This window comes from uncultured Chitinophaga sp. (genome assembly GCF_937874145.1).
Classification (GTDB): Bacteria; Bacteroidota; Bacteroidia; order Chitinophagales; family Chitinophagaceae; genus Chitinophaga.
Map to the genome: position 1 here is coordinate 1 of NZ_CALNBI010000287.1, position 16,072 is coordinate 16,072.

At 55.2% G+C, this 16,072-nt stretch carries 17 protein-coding genes; 7 read left to right on the top strand and 10 right to left on the bottom strand.

From position 1 onward, the window contains the following. Positions 1-183, bottom strand: a 183-nt coding sequence (locus Q0510_RS14220) for a helix-turn-helix domain-containing protein (protein ID WP_298712979.1), incomplete at its 3' end; no start/stop codon positions are given. A gap of 76 nt (positions 184-259) precedes the next feature. Between Q0510_RS14220 and Q0510_RS14225 the strand changes: the two genes are divergently transcribed. Continuing rightward, positions 260-1,267 carry a glycoside hydrolase family 43 protein gene (locus Q0510_RS14225; protein WP_298712982.1) on the top strand — a complete coding sequence of 336 codons (1,008 nt, stop codon included), beginning with the start codon at positions 260-262 and terminating at the stop codon, positions 1,265-1,267. Positions 1,268-1,335: 68 nt separating this feature from the next. Here the strand turns inward: Q0510_RS14225 and Q0510_RS14230 are convergent, their stop codons facing one another. The 5 genes from Q0510_RS14230 to Q0510_RS14250 are packed head-to-tail and all read right to left on the bottom strand — an operon-like array spanning position 1,336 to position 5,888. After that, positions 1,336-2,013 (bottom strand): GDSL-type esterase/lipase family protein, encoded by a 678-nt coding sequence (locus Q0510_RS14230; protein WP_298712987.1) that lies wholly within the window; start codon positions 2,011-2,013, stop codon positions 1,336-1,338. 59 nt (positions 2,014-2,072) lie between these two features. After that, positions 2,073-2,858, bottom strand: a complete 786-nt coding sequence (locus Q0510_RS14235; protein WP_298712990.1) for an SDR family oxidoreductase — start codon at positions 2,856-2,858, stop codon at positions 2,073-2,075. A 22-nt stretch (positions 2,859-2,880) separates the two neighbouring features. After that, positions 2,881-4,029, bottom strand: a complete 1,149-nt coding sequence (locus tag Q0510_RS14240; protein WP_298712995.1) for a hypothetical protein — start codon at positions 4,027-4,029, stop codon at positions 2,881-2,883. Next, a complete protein-coding gene (locus Q0510_RS14245; RefSeq protein ID WP_298712998.1) occupies positions 4,016-5,011 on the bottom strand; it encodes a DUF2157 domain-containing protein in 996 nt (331 codons plus the stop codon). Before Q0510_RS14245 ends, Q0510_RS14240 begins: the two co-directional genes overlap by 14 nt. Before the next feature lie 22 nt (positions 5,012-5,033). Continuing rightward, positions 5,034-5,888: a pirin-like C-terminal cupin domain-containing protein gene (locus tag Q0510_RS14250; RefSeq protein ID WP_298713001.1), complete on the bottom strand. Its 855-nt coding sequence runs from the start codon at positions 5,886-5,888 to the stop codon at positions 5,034-5,036. A 140-nt stretch (positions 5,889-6,028) separates the two neighbouring features. Between Q0510_RS14250 and Q0510_RS14255 the strand changes: the two genes are divergently transcribed. Beyond that, complete coding sequence (locus tag Q0510_RS14255) at positions 6,029-6,958, top strand: helix-turn-helix domain-containing GNAT family N-acetyltransferase (RefSeq protein ID WP_298713004.1); 930 nt, start codon at positions 6,029-6,031, stop codon at positions 6,956-6,958. 3 nt (positions 6,959-6,961) lie between these two features. Here the strand turns inward: Q0510_RS14255 and Q0510_RS14260 are convergent, their stop codons facing one another. After that, the gene (locus Q0510_RS14260) at positions 6,962-8,152 is read right to left on the bottom strand and encodes a heparan-alpha-glucosaminide N-acetyltransferase domain-containing protein (RefSeq protein WP_298713006.1); all 1,191 of its coding nucleotides are present in this window, start codon (positions 8,150-8,152) and stop codon (positions 6,962-6,964) included. A 154-nt stretch (positions 8,153-8,306) separates the two neighbouring features. Further along, positions 8,307-8,771, bottom strand: coding sequence for a DinB family protein (locus Q0510_RS14265; protein ID WP_298713008.1), 465 nt, complete (start codon positions 8,769-8,771; stop codon positions 8,307-8,309). Between the two features lie 122 nt (positions 8,772-8,893). On the opposite strand from Q0510_RS14265, the gene Q0510_RS14270 reads away from it, so the two are divergent. The 5 genes from Q0510_RS14270 to Q0510_RS14290 all read left to right on the top strand — a co-directional run bounded on the left by Q0510_RS14270 (position 8,894) and on the right by Q0510_RS14290 (position 15,121). Further along, the gene (locus tag Q0510_RS14270) at positions 8,894-9,373 is read left to right on the top strand and encodes a hypothetical protein (RefSeq protein ID WP_298713011.1); all 480 of its coding nucleotides are present in this window, start codon (positions 8,894-8,896) and stop codon (positions 9,371-9,373) included. Between the two features lie 57 nt (positions 9,374-9,430). Beyond that, positions 9,431-11,068 carry a carboxyl transferase domain-containing protein gene (locus tag Q0510_RS14275; protein WP_298713014.1) on the top strand — a complete coding sequence of 546 codons (1,638 nt, stop codon included), beginning with the start codon at positions 9,431-9,433 and terminating at the stop codon, positions 11,066-11,068. A gap of 112 nt (positions 11,069-11,180) precedes the next feature. Continuing rightward, positions 11,181-11,654 carry a ribonuclease HI gene (rnhA, locus tag Q0510_RS14280; RefSeq protein WP_298713019.1) on the top strand — a complete coding sequence of 158 codons (474 nt, stop codon included), beginning with the start codon at positions 11,181-11,183 and terminating at the stop codon, positions 11,652-11,654. A gap of 88 nt (positions 11,655-11,742) precedes the next feature. Continuing rightward, positions 11,743-12,888, top strand: coding sequence for an HlyD family efflux transporter periplasmic adaptor subunit (locus Q0510_RS14285; protein WP_298713021.1), 1,146 nt, complete (start codon positions 11,743-11,745; stop codon positions 12,886-12,888). A 55-nt stretch (positions 12,889-12,943) separates the two neighbouring features. Then, positions 12,944-15,121, top strand: coding sequence for a peptidase domain-containing ABC transporter (locus tag Q0510_RS14290; protein WP_298713023.1), 2,178 nt, complete (start codon positions 12,944-12,946; stop codon positions 15,119-15,121). A gap of 72 nt (positions 15,122-15,193) precedes the next feature. On the opposite strand, the gene Q0510_RS14295 is transcribed toward Q0510_RS14290, so the two are convergent. Both Q0510_RS14295 and Q0510_RS14300 read right to left on the bottom strand, forming a co-directional pair. Next, positions 15,194-15,637, bottom strand: coding sequence for an META domain-containing protein (locus Q0510_RS14295; RefSeq protein ID WP_298713025.1), 444 nt, complete (start codon positions 15,635-15,637; stop codon positions 15,194-15,196). Between the two features lie 129 nt (positions 15,638-15,766). Then, a partial coding sequence (locus Q0510_RS14300; protein ID WP_298713027.1) for a hypothetical protein occupies positions 15,767-16,072 on the bottom strand: 306 nt, incomplete at its 5' end.

The following is a 16,072-nucleotide window of genomic DNA, read 5'->3' on the forward strand; positions in this document are numbered from 1 at the left end:
GCGGCTCGCGATGATGTTGGGCTGATAATTCAGTTCCTGGATGATTTTCTCGATCCGCGCCCGCGTTTTTGCGGATACGCCTGAGCGGTTATGGATCACCCTGTCCACCGTGGCGATCGATACCTTTGCCCGGCGCGCTATTTCCTTGACGCCGTTCGGCTGTTCTGGTTGTTTCGCTTTCATGAAAAATAAGGCTGTACGTGTACGTACCCGAAAGTAATAAAAAAAGAATTGAAAGGGATATTTTATTTTGTGGATCATGAGAACCATCTTATTAGCCCTGACGCTCATGCAGGCCATGCTTTTCGCCCACGCGCAGGATTCCACGTTCACCAATCCATTGCTCCCTTCCGGGGCCGATCCGTATTCTTTCTACAAAGACGGATTTTATTACTACACCCATACCACCGCCAACTCCGTCGTGCTATGGAAAACGCGCAGCCTCACAGACCTGCAGTCTGCCCAGCGCACCACCATCTACAAACCCACGGAAAACAACGCCTGGTCAAAGGATGTGTGGGCCCCGCAGGTGCAATTCCTCCGCGGAAAATGGTACGCTTACTTCGCCGCTACCGGCGGTAAAAATTCGCAGCACCGCATGTATGTCCTCGAAAACCCTTCGCCCGATCCCATGACCGGCACCTGGACTTTTAAAGGGCAAGTCACCGACGCCACCAACAAATGGGCGATCGATGCGGACATCTTCGAATACAAAAAGGAATTGTACATGATCTGGTCGGGTTGGGAAGGTGATGTCGACAAGCAGCAGGACATATACATCGCCAAGATGAAAAATCCCTGGACTATTTCTTCCGAGCGTGTGCGCCTCTCCGTGCCAGAGCACGAATGGGAGAAGAGCGGCCAGAAAGTGACGGTGAATGAAGGCCCGCAGGCATTGTTCCACGGCAAGAAGCTCATGATCGTTTACTCAGCCAGCGGCTGCTGGACAGACCATTACGCCCTGGGGCTTCTCCGCTTCTCCGGCAAAGGCAGCCTCCTCGATTCCGCTCAGTGGACCAAACATCCCGAGCCGTTGTTCAAGACATCGGTGGCGAATAAAGTGTGGGCGCCTGGCCATAACTCATTCTTCAAAAGCCCCGACGGCAAGGAAGACTGGATCCTTTACCACGCCAACTCCCTACCCGGCTGGGGCTGCGGCGGCAAACGCTCGCCCCGCATGCAACGCTTCACCTGGACGAAAGACGGGATTCCCGTTTTTGGGGAGCCCGTAGCGGAAGGGGTGAGATTGAAGAAACCTTCGGAATAAAACGCTTCTTTTCAAACTAAAAAAAAGGCAGACCGCAAGGCCTGCCTTTTCTATTCCTGCGAGACAGATTACTTCAATCCCGTGATCGCCTTTGCCATCTGTTCCGCCACAAAAGCATTGCCGGCTTTGTTTAGATGTACGCGGTCGGAAGTGAGTACCCCTTTCTCCTTGTTCTCCGGGTTGTTGGCGGTCTCATAGTCGAGGAATGCCTTGCGGAGGTCTACCAGCGGCAGGTTTTGGTCCTTGCTGATGGTGCGGATGAGGCCGCTGTATTTGTCGAGGTCGGCGTCCTGTTCGTTGGAACCGTCTTTCTTTTCACCGATAACGGAGGGTGTGCAGACGATCACTTTCGCGCCGTTGTCCTGGATCTTTTTGATGAGCGCTTTGTAAAAGCCGCCGAATTTATCGAAGTCCGTACCGGTGCGCTGGGAAGCTTTATGCCATACGTCGTTGATGCCCACGTAAATCACGACCACATCCGGTTTCTTTTCAAGCACATCTTTTTCCATGCGGAGGTAGAGATCGTATACTTTATTGCCGCCGATCCCCGCGCCGATGAGCTCATATTGCCCGGCATGCGACTTTTCCAGCAGGCCGTTGAGCTGGGTGATGTACCCTTCGGGGCCAACGCCGGCCTGGGTGATGGAATCGCCGAAGAAGATGACTTTTTTCTTCTTTTTAGCCACACCCGCCGATAACAGGGCAACGGCGCCGAGCGCAAAGAGAAGCATGGAGAGTTTTTTCATAAACGCTGATATTATTTGGATGGAACAAAATAGTAAAAAGTCCCCATTTATACCAGTTGTTATACGATAGTAGGCACCAGCCCGCCTTCTACCCGGAGGGCGGCGCCGTTGGTGGCCGACGACAGCGGGCTGGCGATGTAAGCGATCATGCTGGCGATTTCCGACACGTCCGCAAACCGCTGGATGAGCGAAGTGGGGCGCATGTCTTTAAAGAAGTTCTTTTCCGCTTCCTCCGGCGTTACACCCTGTTCGGTAGCCAGTTTGGCGAGGAAATCCAGTACGCCTTCCGACTTGGTGGGGCCGGGGAAGATGGTGTTGACGGTAACGCCGGTGTTCTTCGTTCGTTCCGCCAGTCCCCGGCTAACGGCCAGCTGGGCGGTTTTGGTCATGCCGTAATGGATCATTTCAGAAGGTATCATGACGGACGATTCGCTGGAAATGAAGATGATGCGGCCCCAGTTTTTAGCGATCATTTTCTGGAAGAAGTGGCGGGCGCCGCTCATCACGTTCACTTCGAAGAAGCGGTACCAGTCTTCGTCGGGGATGTCTTCGAACGCTTTGGGCTCGAAGATGCCGGCGTTGTTGACGAGGATATCGACGGAAGGGAGTTTATCCATGAGCTGCTGAACGTCGTCCAGTTTGCTGAAATCGGCTGCGATGCCGGAAACAGGACTGTTGGGCACCAGGTCTTTCAGTTTCTGTACGGCTTCATCCACACGGGCTTCCGTTCTGCCGTTGATGATCACGGTGGCGCCTTCCTGGAGTAGGAGCCTGGCGGCGGCGAACCCGATTCCCTGGGTGCTGCCGCTGATGAATGCGGTTTTGCCTTTCAATTGTAAATCCATATGCAAAGGTTTTAAGTATCAACTAAAATTCTCCGCCGGCGCCCCCTCCGCCGCCGGAGCCACCGCCAAAGCGGGTGGTTTCTGCAGGCTGGGGCGCATGCTGCATCGTTTCCGCGATGATGAGCCCTTCCAGCTGCTCCGCACCAAAGCTGCGGGTGTTCATGGCCTGCGTGGTGAATCCGCGCTTCGGCGTTTTCAAATAGCGGTGTGCGATGTACGACACGGCTATCAGTACGATCCCGCCGAGGGCCATGGCCGTTTCCAGGGACATGACGGCATGGTATGCCCGCACGGTGAAGACGGCCGCCGCGGTGAGAATGAGCCCCATGGCGAGTGGTACCCTGTCTTTCTTCCGCAGCCCCAGCCAGATATAAGCGGGCGGTAAAAGTAACGATAATGTCCAAAAGAGCCAGGGGAACGGGGGAGTACCTTCCATCCCAAGCAATTCCTGCCCCGCATGATGCACTATGAAATAATTGCCCGCCAGGTAAAAAGTGGCCAGCGCCGCCAGCCGCAGGACCGATAAAGCCAGGTCGTAATGCCGGAACCGGAATTGCCGCTGCATCCGTGTGAACAGGAAATACCCCGCGCCAGCAACCGCCATCACCAGGAACGGCAGCAGGTAACGCGCGCCCGGAATATACCAGATGGCAAAGTGCACGACCAGCATGATTGCACAACACCAGGTGCAAAAAGCGATCCCCGGATCGGAAGTGCGCAGGGCAAACCACGCGCCTATGATGCTCAGTATGGCGTATAACCCCACCGGAGACTGGTTTTCCATCAACGACATCAGCGAAATACCGATCATCAATACCGACATCCAGGCCAATCCTTCATCCACGCCCGACCGGTAATGCGCATGCGTAGACATCCACATTTCGAGCGTGCCGTACGCCAAAACGCCCCAGACGATAAAGAAAATTTCTATCGAACGCAGCGCGCCGTCGATCATCACCAGAAAAACCAAACCGGCCGCCAGCAACACTACCAGCATCGTAGCGAGCATCAGCCCTATGCGTACGAATATGTTCGGGGAATAAAGGGTGTAGGGATGCGCCGCGGCAATGCGCTTCGCCGTTTCGGGTGCAATCATGACGGCATCTGCTGCATCTTCCGCATCCTGGCGGATCAGGCGGTTGTCCAGCTGGGCGGTGTTATATATGAGCATCGGCTTTCAGTTTGCGGTGAAGGCGGATCAGCAGCCTCGCCATGAAAATGGAAGAAGCGATGAGGTAGATGATCGACAGGTAAATGGCGCCCATCTCCAGCGACTCCCATCCCTGCACGAGGGTAAAAATGACGAGGTATCCGGCCCCGATGTACCCGTAAATAACCGTCATGAGCAGGAAGTAAAACGACCGGAGCCGGATGCCCAGGAAATAATAGAACACCAGCGCCGCAACCAATGCCGGCGTATACAGCAACAGCAGGCCGTCCTCGAAAAACATGCCCGACAGTGCACCGATACAAAATATATGCATGGCGAAATTGTAGTACGTAAAGGAGAAATGCGCCTTCTTCCGGAAATGTGTGCTGGCATAACCCGCCAGCGTAAGCACGCCGCCCGCGATCAGCGCCGTGCCGATCAGGCGGCTTTCGACACCGAAGTGGTTGCCGGCCAGGATATGCACCGGCGTAATAGCGATCCCCAGCCAGGCCGCGAAGTTCGTAATGGCGAGGCTCAGCACGCCGAGGTGGTCGAAATAATACGCACTGGCGAACAAAACCACCATCGGGATGAAGGTAGCGCTGCCCAGCCGGTAGCCGAATACTTCGTATTGCCCCTGCAGGTAAGTGATGAAGGAAATGAAAAGCAGGCAGCCAAGCAGCACCACGTAATCCCACCAGGCATTGGGTGACTCCGCTTTTTGCCAGGTGAAAGGCGCCTTGTGTTTGTTGGCGTACCAGAAACACGCGCTGCATAGCAGGCCGATCACCGCCAGGATAGCCTGGTGGCCGATGGTGTCGATGTTTTTATAGATCAGCGTGCCCAGGCCGCCGCTGAGCAGCAAAACGCCCAGGTAGAGCAGGGTTTTGAGCTCCCAGTGCAGGGAAAACAGCCTGCTGCCATGCTGCGCTTCCAGCCGGAGGCGCTCCGTTTCGCTCAGCAGGCCTTCGTCGGCCATTTGACGGATGAATGTCGGTCGCATAGGTGGGGTTTGGATGAATGGATCAATATTGCAGCGTGCCGAAAACGCCGTTTCGGTAGTCTTCCAGCGCCTGTTCCACTTCGCCGGCCGTATTCATGACGAAATTGTCTTTCGCCGCAATAGGCTCGTTGATGGGCTCGCCGGTAAGGAATAGGATGCCCGCGTCGGAAGTGGCCGTCAGCTCGATGTCTTCCCCTTCGCTGCCAAAAACATACAGTTGGTGCATGGTTGCAGCGGTGCCGTTGACCGTTACCTGTCCGCGGTACACATACAGCAGCGCGGGGTCGCCGGGGCGGGCGGTTAATTTCACCGTCTTGCCCGCGGCAATGGTGCCCACTATGGCCGTAATCGGCGTAAAGCTCTTCATGGGGCTCTTTTTGCCTTCCAGTTCGCCGCTGGCCAGCCGGAGGCGGACGCCTTCCTGTTCCAGCACGAAAGGCAGCTCTTCCGCCGTTGCGGCCTGGTAATAAGGATCGTCCCACTTATGCGCTTTGGGCACGTTCACCCAGATCTGGATCAGTTCCCAGGCGCCGCCGCGCTCCAGCATGTCCTTCGTCGGGCCTTCGCTGTGGAGCAATCCCTTTCCTGCAAACATCCACTGGATGCCGCCGTCGGTAATAGTGCCGGAATGGCCGGCGTTGTCCATATGATACCCTTCCCCCGAAATCATGAACGTAACGGGAGAGAAGCCCCGGTGCGGATGCGGGTGAATACGCATGGCGGACCCCGGCGCGATGGTTTCAGGGCCGATATGATGGATGACGATAAACGGATTGGCGAACCGGAAATCCTTGTGGGGAAGCGGCTGTATAACGGTTTCCTCCGGGGTGATCTGCTTGGCCCTGCCGGTCAGCACATGGGCGATGTTCTTCTTCATGGGTTTCAGTTTTAAGGAGCTAACAAATGTAGGCGTTTGACGGAGGTTAAAAAAATACGATTGCCGTTATTTGCTTCCGTCAACTAAACTATTTGACAAAAGCAAACAAGAATGTATTTTTGCGGTAAAATATCAACCTGATGCCTGACCAGGAAATCATCGCCGACATCCGCCAGTTCAACCGCTTCTATACGGCTCAGCTTGGATTGCTGCAGCAGCATATTTTCGACAGCGAGTATTCCCTTACGGAAGTGCGCGCCCTCTACGAAATCCATTTCAACAAACAAACCACCGCCACCGGCATCCGCGAGGCATTGCATATTGACGCGGGATACCTCAGCCGCATCCTCCGCAAGCTCGAAAAGGCAGGCATGGTGCTGAAGCACCCGCTGCCGGAAGACGGCCGTTCTTCCTACCTCACATTGTCTGACCGCGGCCGGCGGTTGATGGTGAAGATGGGCACACTGTCCGACGACCAGATCCGCGACATGCTCTCGCACCTCCCGCCAAACGACCACCAGACCATCGCCGCGTCCATGCGCGAGCTGCGCCGGCTCCTGGGCGCTCCGGGCAGCGGGATCACGATGGAACAGGTCGAAATAAGGAGCGATATCCGCCCCGGTGATATCGGGGATATCATCGCCCTGCACGGACAACTCTATGCGAAAGAATACGGGTACGACCATCGCTTCGAGCACTACGTCATGGAAACCATTCACGATTACATGGTGCATGCCGATCCCCGGCGCGACCGCCTCTGGCTGGCCACGAGCCTCGGCCGGCTGGTGGGCGTGGTAGCGATCCAGCACCGCGAAGGCAGGCAGGCGCAGCTGCGGTGGTTCCTCATCCGGCCGGAATACCGCGGTATCGGGTTGGGGAAGGCGCTCATGCAGCAGGCGATGGACTTCTGCAGGGCGCAGCGTTTCAGGAAAATCTATCTCTTAACCACCGACCAGCAGTCGGCCGCTGCGGCGCTGTATAAAAAATGGGGCTTCGTGAAAAAGGAATCTACGCCTGCCAGCCTCTGGGGCCACGATCTGTACGAAGAGCGTTACGAGCTTGAGTTGTAGGTGTCAGACATAGCTGAGCCACCATTTGCGGCGGTTGCGCTTGTATTCCGCGAAGCGTTTGCAGGGCAGGTATAGTAACGCCACAACCCCGATCCATACCAGGTAAACCACCGGGAGGGAGAACCCGAAATCAGCCGGGCGGAAAAGGAAAGGCGTCTGCGGGTCCACGATTTGCGAAGCATTGTATCCGCTGGCGAAAAACGCGATGACGGTGAGGCCATGAATTAGATAGAAATGCAGCACGTAATAAAAGAAAGGCACGCTGCCGTATACCTTGCACACAGCGGAAACCGCGCCGCGCGCATGTTCCAGCGCCGCCAGCGCAATAAGCCCCGGCCCGATGGTGGCGCAGGTGTATAACAGGGAAGGCGGGTATTTCTGGACGTTGAAGAACGAGAAAAGCGTCTGCGAAAGCGTCGGCCAGGCCTCCCAGCGCAGGGGATCGCCGTATACGTTTACGGCGCGCAGCAGGAAAAACACACCGATCATACCAAAGCCCGCCGTCACCAGCACCGATTGCCGCAAGCGTGGCGAAACATCCGGGGCAAACAAACGCCCGCAGCCATAACCGAGCATCATAACGCCCACCCAGGGCAGGAAAGGATACAGGACGATCGCGCTATGCCCGGGGAACACCTGGTGCGGCACGTACGTTGGCTTGTGCGCGAGCTCCCACAACAATCCGGGTTGGAAACCAGGTTGTGCTTCATAAAAATCCAGCACGTTATGCGAAAGCGTTATAGCCGCGCCCAACGCCAGGATCGCGCCCCAGGGCAAAAACACCAGCAGCGCCAGCAGCACGAAGCTCACCCCGATGGCCCAGATCACCTGCAGGAAAAATAAACTGAAGAGCGGGTTGAACGAAAGCGCCAGCGATACAACGGTAACTTCTACCAGGATCAGCCAAAGGCCGCGCGTTAAAAGGAACTTGCTGATCTCCGCCTTGCTTTTGCGGCTGTTCATAAGGAACACGGAAAGCCCGGAGAGAAACACGAAAACAGGAGCGCAGAAGTGCGTGACCCAGCGGGTAAGATATAATGCGGTATGCGTGGTTTCGGGATTGAGGGGATCGGACGTCATCGCGCCGGTATGGAAGAAATCGCGGACATGGTCCAGCGCCATCAGGATCATAACGATGCCGCGCAAAACGTCGATGGAATAGACCCGGTCGCGGGATGGGGGTGGGAGCACCATTGGCATGGATTTATTCCCGAATATAAATCATTTCCGCCGCTGCGAAATACCGCTTTGTATTTTAAATAAAATATATATTTTCGTACACGATACCGGTAACGGTACTTTTAACCATTTCCTAGTTAGAAACGCCGCTTTTTAGCGGCGTTTTCCATTAATTATCAGCGTATTTACGGATCAGGACAATTTGCCCCAGGTGATAGGCGGCATGCTGCAGCACGCCCTGGATATAGTAATAGGCGTTGTGCTGCGTGTTGGGAATGTTGGACCAGAGTTTTTCCTCCGGGAAATTACGGATGGTTTCCACCATGTGGGTGATGGAATGGTCGAGCCGCAGGAGCGTGGCCTGCCAGTTGTTTTCGCCGTGGTTTTCCGGGAAATAAAAGTCGGGAAGGTCGCCTTCCTGCTCCGGTTTTTCGCCTTTCAGTTTACGGTCAACGTTCTGGTGCCAGAAAATGATGTGGTTGACGAGCTCCCAGATGTTATGCGACGTATCGAAGCGGCGCGATGCCTGGCCGGCGTCCAGTTCCTGGAGATGTTCCATCAGGGTAACGTCGAGCCAGGGCTGGCCCTGGTAAATGTGTTGCAATGCTTCGGATAGTACTACGGGTAAAGACATATGGTTAGATTTAGGATATACATGCAATTAATGTTCCATTCCTGTCCCCTTGTTTCCAAATTTAACACTACTTTAGATAGGTTGGACGACCCTTTCCCAATCATCCCAATCATCTCATATCTATGTTATTCAATCTTTTCGAACGAATTGGCCTCATACTGCTCACACTGTTATATCTCTGGATCGGGTATTTCCTCTGGAAGCATATTTACGTTTCCCTGTACGGTGAATGGAAGATGGCGGAAGTAACGGTGTTGCCGAAGAAATGTTTTCGCAGTTCGCAGATGAAAGTAAAGTTGGATGACAGGATATACGTTGTAAAGATGGCATATTCCGAGTGTGAAGAAGGCAGTTTTCCAATAGGGAGCCAGGTGCCGGTGAAGGTGCATCCGAAATTTGAAACGATCGCGCTGCGGGATTTCGAAAACCCGGAAGTTGGATTGTATATCCTGCCGGGTGCATTCGCAGTAATATTATGGAGCGCCTGGCGGCATGGGCGCAGGGAAAAACGCAGGCAGGAAAGCAGCTTGAACCAACCGCAGCGAAAGCGCAACAGCGCGCGGCGGCTCACCAGGAGGCATCGCACCAAACGCCGCAGGTAGCCGCTTCGCCGCGGTTCTCCCAATTTCCCTTACATTTATCGAAATTATCGCCACATTATGGATAAACAGCAAATGGAATTCAACCGGAACGAAGATCATTTGAAATTGTTGGTCAGCACCATGAAACAAAGGCTGGCCGTAATTGAACAGGGAGGAGGAAAGAAGAGCCTGGAGAAAGTCCGCCAGCGCGGCAAACTCACCCCGCGCGAACGCATCGCCACACTCATCGATAAGGACAGCACATTCATGGAGCTCGGGGCCTTCACGGCTTACGACATGTACGCAGAACACGGCGGATGCCCGGCCGGAGGCACCGTAGCCGGCGTAGGGTACGTGAGCGGAAGGCTCTGCATGATAGTGGCCAACGATATGACCGTGAAAGCAGGGGCCTGGTTCCCGCTCACCGGCAAAAAGAACCTGCGCATGCAGGAAATCGCCATGGAAAACAAATTGCCGGTCATCTATCTCGTAGATTCAGCCGGCGTATACCTGCCTATGCAGGACGAAATATTTCCCGATAAAGAACACTTCGGCCGCATCTTCCGCAACAACGCGAAGATGAGCGCCATGGGCATCACCCAGATCGCGGCGGTCATGGGCAGCTGCGTGGCCGGTGGCGCTTACCTGCCGATTATGAGCGATGAAGTACTGATGGTGGAAGGCAACGGTTCCATCTTCCTCGCAGGCCCTTACCTGGTAAAAGCCGCTATCGGGGAAGATGTGGACGCCGAAACCCTGGGTGGCGCCGTGACGCATACGGAGATCTCCGGCATCGCGGATTACAAATTCAAAACGGATGAAGAATGCCTGGAGCGCATCCGGCATATCGTGTCGCGCATCGGCCATCCCGCTACCGCAGGCTTCGACCGCATCGCGCCTGTGGCGCCGGAGAAAAACGATGACGAAATTTATGGGCTCATCCCGGCCGACAGCTCCCGTTCCTACGACGTGCGCGAAGTGATCGCCCGCATCGTGGACGGGTCGGTGTTTGAAGAATATAAAGAAGACTACGGACAGACCATCCTCTGCGGCTACGCCCGCATCGAAGGCTGGGCCGTGGGCATCGTGGCCAACCAGCGCAAAATGGTGAAAACGAAGAAAGGTGAAATGCAGATGGGCGGGGTGATATACAATGACTCGGCCGACAAAGCCGCGCGCTTCATCATGAACTGCAACCAGAAAAAAATCCCCCTCGTTTTCCTGCAGGACGTTACCGGTTTTATGGTAGGCAGCCGGTCGGAACATTCCGGCATCATCAAAGACGGCGCCAAGCTGGTAAATGCCGTGAGCAACAGCGTGGTGCCCAAGATCACGGTGATCATCGGCAATTCCTACGGCGCGGGCAACTACGCCATGTGCGGCAAAGCCTACGACCCACGGTTCATTTTCGCCTGGCCCAACGCCAAAATCGCCGTGATGGGCGGTGAACAGGCCGCCAAAACGCTGCTCCAGATCCAGGTGGCCTCCCTCAAAGCCAAAGGGCAGGAAATCACCCCGGAAGCCGAAGCTAAACTGCTTAAGGAGATCACCGATAAGTACGACAGTCAGACCACGCCTTATTACGCCGCGGCGCGCCTTTGGGTCGACGAGATCATCGATCCCCGGCAAACCCGCCAGACCATCGCCCGCTGCCTCGAAGCGGCGAACCACGCGCCGGTGGAAGAGCCCTTCCGGACCGGGGTGATCCAGGTATAACGGCATTTTCATTTTTCAACAATAACCGTGAATGCAATTTGCGCCTTCTTTGGCACAGGGATGCGCATGCCGGTATTTTCCATTATTTTTGCTGCCTTAAAACCGACAGGCATTGACGAACCAGACGAACCAGCAATTGATTATTTATACCGATGGCGCGGCCCGCGGCAATCCCGGCAGGGGAGGCTACGGCATTGTGCTGATCTGGGGCAATATCCGCCGCGAGCTTTCGGGCGGTTACCGGATGACGACCAACAACCGCATGGAATTGCTGGCCGTTATCGTGGCCCTGGAGGCGCTCACGCGCGAGGGGCTGGCCATCCAGGTGTATACCGACAGCCAGTACCTGGTGAACGCGGTGGAGAAAGGATGGTTATGGAACTGGGTCAAAATCGGGTTTAAAGACAAAAAGAACCGCGACCTCTGGGAGCGCTTCATTCCCCTTTACCGCAGGCACCGCGTGAAATTCAACTGGGTGAAAGGCCATGCTTCCAATCCCGAAAACAACCGCTGCGACCAGCTGGCCACCGAGGCGGCGGATGGGGGCAATCTACAGGTGGACGTAGGTTACGAACGCGGTGAATAATTCCGGAAAATATAGTAAATTAGTCACGTCTTACAGCAATTAACTATTTGAACCGTCAGGCATTCAACTTGAACCTTGAATCCTGAACATGCCTCAGATTTTTCCCGTCGCCGTCATCGAGCATTCCGCCATGTCGTGGTTACCCCGCGTGCAGGCGAAAACCCAGGTGATTTACACCACCGTGTTGCTGGCTGTAGTCCTCTGCCTGCTGGCTTTACCTTTCATTTATGTGGACGTTTCCGTGAAATCCGCGGGCATCGTGCGCCCCGTTGCGGAGAAGAACGAGCTGCGCAGCCTCGTGTCGGGCACCATCGCCGAGGTGCTGGCCAAAGAGGGGCAGCATGTAGAAAAAGGACAACTCATCCTGCGCCTGCAGGAAGACATCTCCAACAGCAAAATCTCCCAGGCCTCCTTCGAGCTACAGCAGCGCGAAGCCTTTATCGCCGACCTGCAGCGCCTGGCCACAGGGGGCGGGTCACCGCGCACCGCCCTTTACCAGCAACAATACAGCCGCTTTACGGCAGCCATCAGCGAACAACAGGCTACGATGGACAAACTCGGCCGCGACCTGGCGATGTATAAAAAGCTTTTTGCAGACAAAGTAGTGGCCGAAAAGGAACTGCGCGACAAGCAGTACGAATACGACCGTTCCGTAACCCTATACCGATCGGCTGTTCAGCAGCAGCGCAGCGCCTGGGCGGAAGAACTGAGCCGCTACCGGCTGGAAAGCAACCGCCTTGCGGCAGATGCGGAGCAGCTCCAGAAGCAGAAGGAATGGAACCTCATCAAAGCGCCCGTCAGCGGCACCATCCAGCAATTCAATGGTAAATACCCCGGCGGCTATTTGCAGACCGGGGAAATGATCGGGATTATCAGTCCGGACAGCAACCTGGTGGCCGAATGCCTGGTGAGCCCGAAAGACATTGGATACCTGAAAGCCGGCATGACCGTGCGCTTCCAGGTGGATGCTTTTAACTACAATGAGTGGGGCTCGGTGGAAGGAACAGTGCAAAGCGTCGATAACGACTTCACGCTGGTAGATAACCAGCCTGTGTTTAAAGTACGCTGCAAGTTTGCCGCCACGGAAGTTTCCACGGCGAAGGGCGTGAAAGGTCAGCTGAAGAAGGGGATGACCCTGCAGGCCCGGTTCCTCCTTACCCGCCGTAGCCTGTTCCAGCTCCTGTACGATAAAACGGACGACTGGATGAACCCGAACGTCATCGCCCAACGATAATTGATCCCGAACCGACCGGCCATGTAACCGCCAGACCGGAAAACAACACACGACCATGTCCACCAACACCCGACTCAAGAAAAGCACCCGCGTACGCCAGCGGGACCTTAGCGACTGCGGGGCCGCCTGCCTGGCCTCCGTCGCGGCGTACTACAACCTCGAATTACCCGTGGCGCGCATCCGGCAGATGGCGGCTACCGACAGCAAGGGCACCAACGTGCTCGGGATGGTAGAAGCCGCTACCCGGCTGGGTTTCCAGGCTAAGGGCGTGAAAGGCCCGTTTGAAGCGCTGTACAATATCCCCAAGCCCGCCATCGCGCATGTGGTGGTAAAAGGCGTTTTGCACCATTACGTAGTGATCTACCGCATCACGAAAACGGAAGTAACGGTGATGGACCCGGCCGACGGGCAGTTTCATCATATCCCGCATGAAGCATTCAAACAAATGTGGACCGGCATTCTCATCATCCTCATGCCGGGCGATGAATTCAAAGCCGGCGACGAGCGCATCTCCCACCTGTCAAGGTTCTGGTTCCTTTTGCGGCCGCACAGGGCGGTGGTGATACAGGCTTTGTTCGGCGCGATCATTTATACCGTGCTCGGATTATCGACTTCGATTTACGTACAAAAAATCGTTGACAATGTACTCGTGGAAGGGAACCGCAACCTGCTGAACCTGTTGGGGATAATCATGATACTAATACTATTGCTGCAATTGTTCATCGGGCACCTGAAAAGTATTTTCGCGTTGAAGACCGGCCAGCAGATTGACGCCCGGCTGATCCTGGGGTATTACAAGCACCTGCTCCGCCTTCCGCAGCAGTTCTTCGACACCATGCGGGTGGGGGAAATTACTTCGAGGATCAACGACGCTGTGAAAATCCGTGTATTCATCAACGATGTGGCAATCGGGCTGGTGGTGAACGTCTTCATCGTGTTTTTCTCCTTCGCGCTCATGTTTACATATTACTGGAAACTGGCGCTGCTGGTGCTGGCGATATTGCCGGTGTATGGGCTGATTTACTGGATCAGCAACCAGGTCAACAAGAAAATGCAGCGCAAACTGATGGAGGATAATGCGGAGCTGGGAAGCCAGCTCGTGGAGTCGTTGAACTCCGTGGCCACCATCAAGCGCTTCGGGTTGGAGGAGTTTGCGAATATCAAGACGGAATCGCGGTTCGTAAGATTGTTGAAGACGATCTATTCCGCGTCGGTATCCAACCTCTATCTTGGCAATGCCAGTAGTTTCGCCACCAATGCGTTTGTGGTGATTTTATTATGGGCGGGATCTTATTTCGTGATGGACCGGCAGCTGAGCCCCGGTGAGCTGTTGTCTTTTTATGCATTGATCGGGTACTTCACGGGGCCGGCCATGAGCCTGATCGGGGCGAACCGGAGCATGCAGGATGCGCTGATCGCGGCAGACAGGTTATTCGAGATCATGGACCTGGAGCAGGAGGAAACAGCCAATAAAGTAGCGCTGACGCCGGAGATGGTGGGGGATATCCATTTCCAGCGCGTGAGCTTCCGGTATGGCACGCGGGTGGAGGTGTTCCGGCAGTTCGACCTGCATATCCCGAATGGGCGGATCACGGCGGTGGTGGGAGAAAGCGGCAGCGGGAAATCTACGCTGATGGCTTTGCTGCAGAATATTTACCCGCTGATGGATGGCAGTATCCTGATCGGCCAGCTGGACATCCGGTATATCGATAACGACAGCCTGCGCCGCCAGGTGTCTGCCGTGCCGCAGCAGATTGATCTGTTTGCGGGGTCGGTGCTGGAAAATATCGCTGTAGGGGAATTTGAACCCGATGTGCAGCGCGTGCTGCAGGTTTGCAAGCTGCTGGGCATTCTCCAGTTCATCGAAAAGCTCCCCGAGGGCTTCAATACACCGTTGGGAGAACACGGCGTGAACCTCAGCGGCGGCCAGCGGCAGCGTATCGCCATCGCCAGGGCGCTGTACCGCGATCCGCAGGTGATTATTCTCGATGAAGCTACATCTTCCCTCGATTCCGTTTCTGACCAATACGTGCAGGATGCCATGCAGCAACTGCGCGACCAGGGCAAAACCATCATTGTGATCGCGCACCGGCTGAGCACGGTTGTGAGTGCGGATAAAATCGTTGTGCTGCAGGAAGGAAAACTGGTGGAAGAAGGAACACATTCCGAGCTGCTGTCCAACAACGCCGTGTATGCAAGGTTATGGCAGCACCACCAGGCTGTTTTGGCCTGATCTGTCCTTCATATTCACCAAAAAACAAAGGCCTGCGTAATGCAGGCCTTCATGTTAGTCCAAAAATCAGGATTATTTAGCCATAAGCCTGACAAGTGTCTTCCCATCTTCCGCGCCCAGGGTAAGCACCCCGTCTACCACGGACCATGTTTTTATCTTATCGGTTACACCGAAGAATTTGGATTCGTATTCCATTTTGTCCATGCACATCATTTTTGTGGCGGCAAGTGGCGTGAAAGAAAGCTTGTTCGGGGCTTCCAGCTTGAAGCCGCCCGTGATCCGGTTGCAGCCGGCCGACCCGAATACGCGGCTGTCGTTCTTCTCGAAGGTCAGTTCAGCCGGCGTTCTTAAACCGGCAGTGTCTACCGGCAGGCCGTCGATTTCAACGAAGCGCCAGGTTTTATAGAGATCGGCTTCGTTGTTGGCGCCGCCACCGGTTGTTTTGTTGGCGTTGGAGCATGCCGCCATGAGCGCCGTCGCTGCAATGGCAATGGAAATGCTGAATAATTTGTGCATGTCTTGATGGTTTGTACATTGACTATAACAGTTTCGCGCGGAAAAGGTTACATCCATCGTAAGAAATTAAATATCAAAGCGTTCCACAGGCTGTCTGCAGAACGCTTTGAAAATGCCGTTTATGATGATTCAATACCTGCTGTAAAAGGATTGCAGATCGCGGGCCATCCGGTCGTAAATAGGCCGGGTGAGCTCCAGGAAAAGGTCCTGCGGGGGAGGAGGAACGAGGTCGCGGCCCTGGATAAGGCGCTTGTCTTCGTCGGACAGCGCGCGCTCATCGCCCCGGAATGTACCGAACTGGTTTTGCCAGGTGAACGAGCCGGGAACACGGTTTTGCCGGAGGATGCGCTCGTTGGAGACGTCGATGATGCGGTAGTCGAGGGCGCCGGTGGATTGTACGGTTTTCCGGGTTAGGAAAATGGTGGCTTTCACCGT

Coding starts and splice junctions, on each gene's coding strand:
- Q0510_RS14225 (WP_298712982.1), top strand. CDS start 260: ATGAGAACCATCTTATTAGCCCTGACGCTCATGCAGGCCATGCTTTTC.
- Q0510_RS14230 (WP_298712987.1), bottom strand. CDS start 2,013: ATGAAAAAACTCTCCATGCTTCTCTTTGCGCTCGGCGCCGTTGCCCTG.
- Q0510_RS14235 (WP_298712990.1), bottom strand. CDS start 2,858: ATGGATTTACAATTGAAAGGCAAAACCGCATTCATCAGCGGCAGCACC.
- Q0510_RS14240 (WP_298712995.1), bottom strand. CDS start 4,029: ATGCTCATATATAACACCGCCCAGCTGGACAACCGCCTGATCCGCCAG.
- Q0510_RS14245 (WP_298712998.1), bottom strand. CDS start 5,011: ATGCGACCGACATTCATCCGTCAAATGGCCGACGAAGGCCTGCTGAGC.
- Q0510_RS14250 (WP_298713001.1), bottom strand. CDS start 5,888: ATGAAGAAGAACATCGCCCATGTGCTGACCGGCAGGGCCAAGCAGATC.
- Q0510_RS14255 (WP_298713004.1), top strand. CDS start 6,029: ATGCCTGACCAGGAAATCATCGCCGACATCCGCCAGTTCAACCGCTTC.
- Q0510_RS14260 (WP_298713006.1), bottom strand. CDS start 8,152: ATGGTGCTCCCACCCCCATCCCGCGACCGGGTCTATTCCATCGACGTT.
- Q0510_RS14265 (WP_298713008.1), bottom strand. CDS start 8,771: ATGTCTTTACCCGTAGTACTATCCGAAGCATTGCAACACATTTACCAG.
- Q0510_RS14270 (WP_298713011.1), top strand. CDS start 8,894: ATGTTATTCAATCTTTTCGAACGAATTGGCCTCATACTGCTCACACTG.
- Q0510_RS14275 (WP_298713014.1), top strand. CDS start 9,431: ATGGATAAACAGCAAATGGAATTCAACCGGAACGAAGATCATTTGAAA.
- Q0510_RS14285 (WP_298713021.1), top strand. CDS start 11,743: ATGCCTCAGATTTTTCCCGTCGCCGTCATCGAGCATTCCGCCATGTCG.
- Q0510_RS14290 (WP_298713023.1), top strand. CDS start 12,944: ATGTCCACCAACACCCGACTCAAGAAAAGCACCCGCGTACGCCAGCGG.
- Q0510_RS14295 (WP_298713025.1), bottom strand. CDS start 15,637: ATGCACAAATTATTCAGCATTTCCATTGCCATTGCAGCGACGGCGCTC.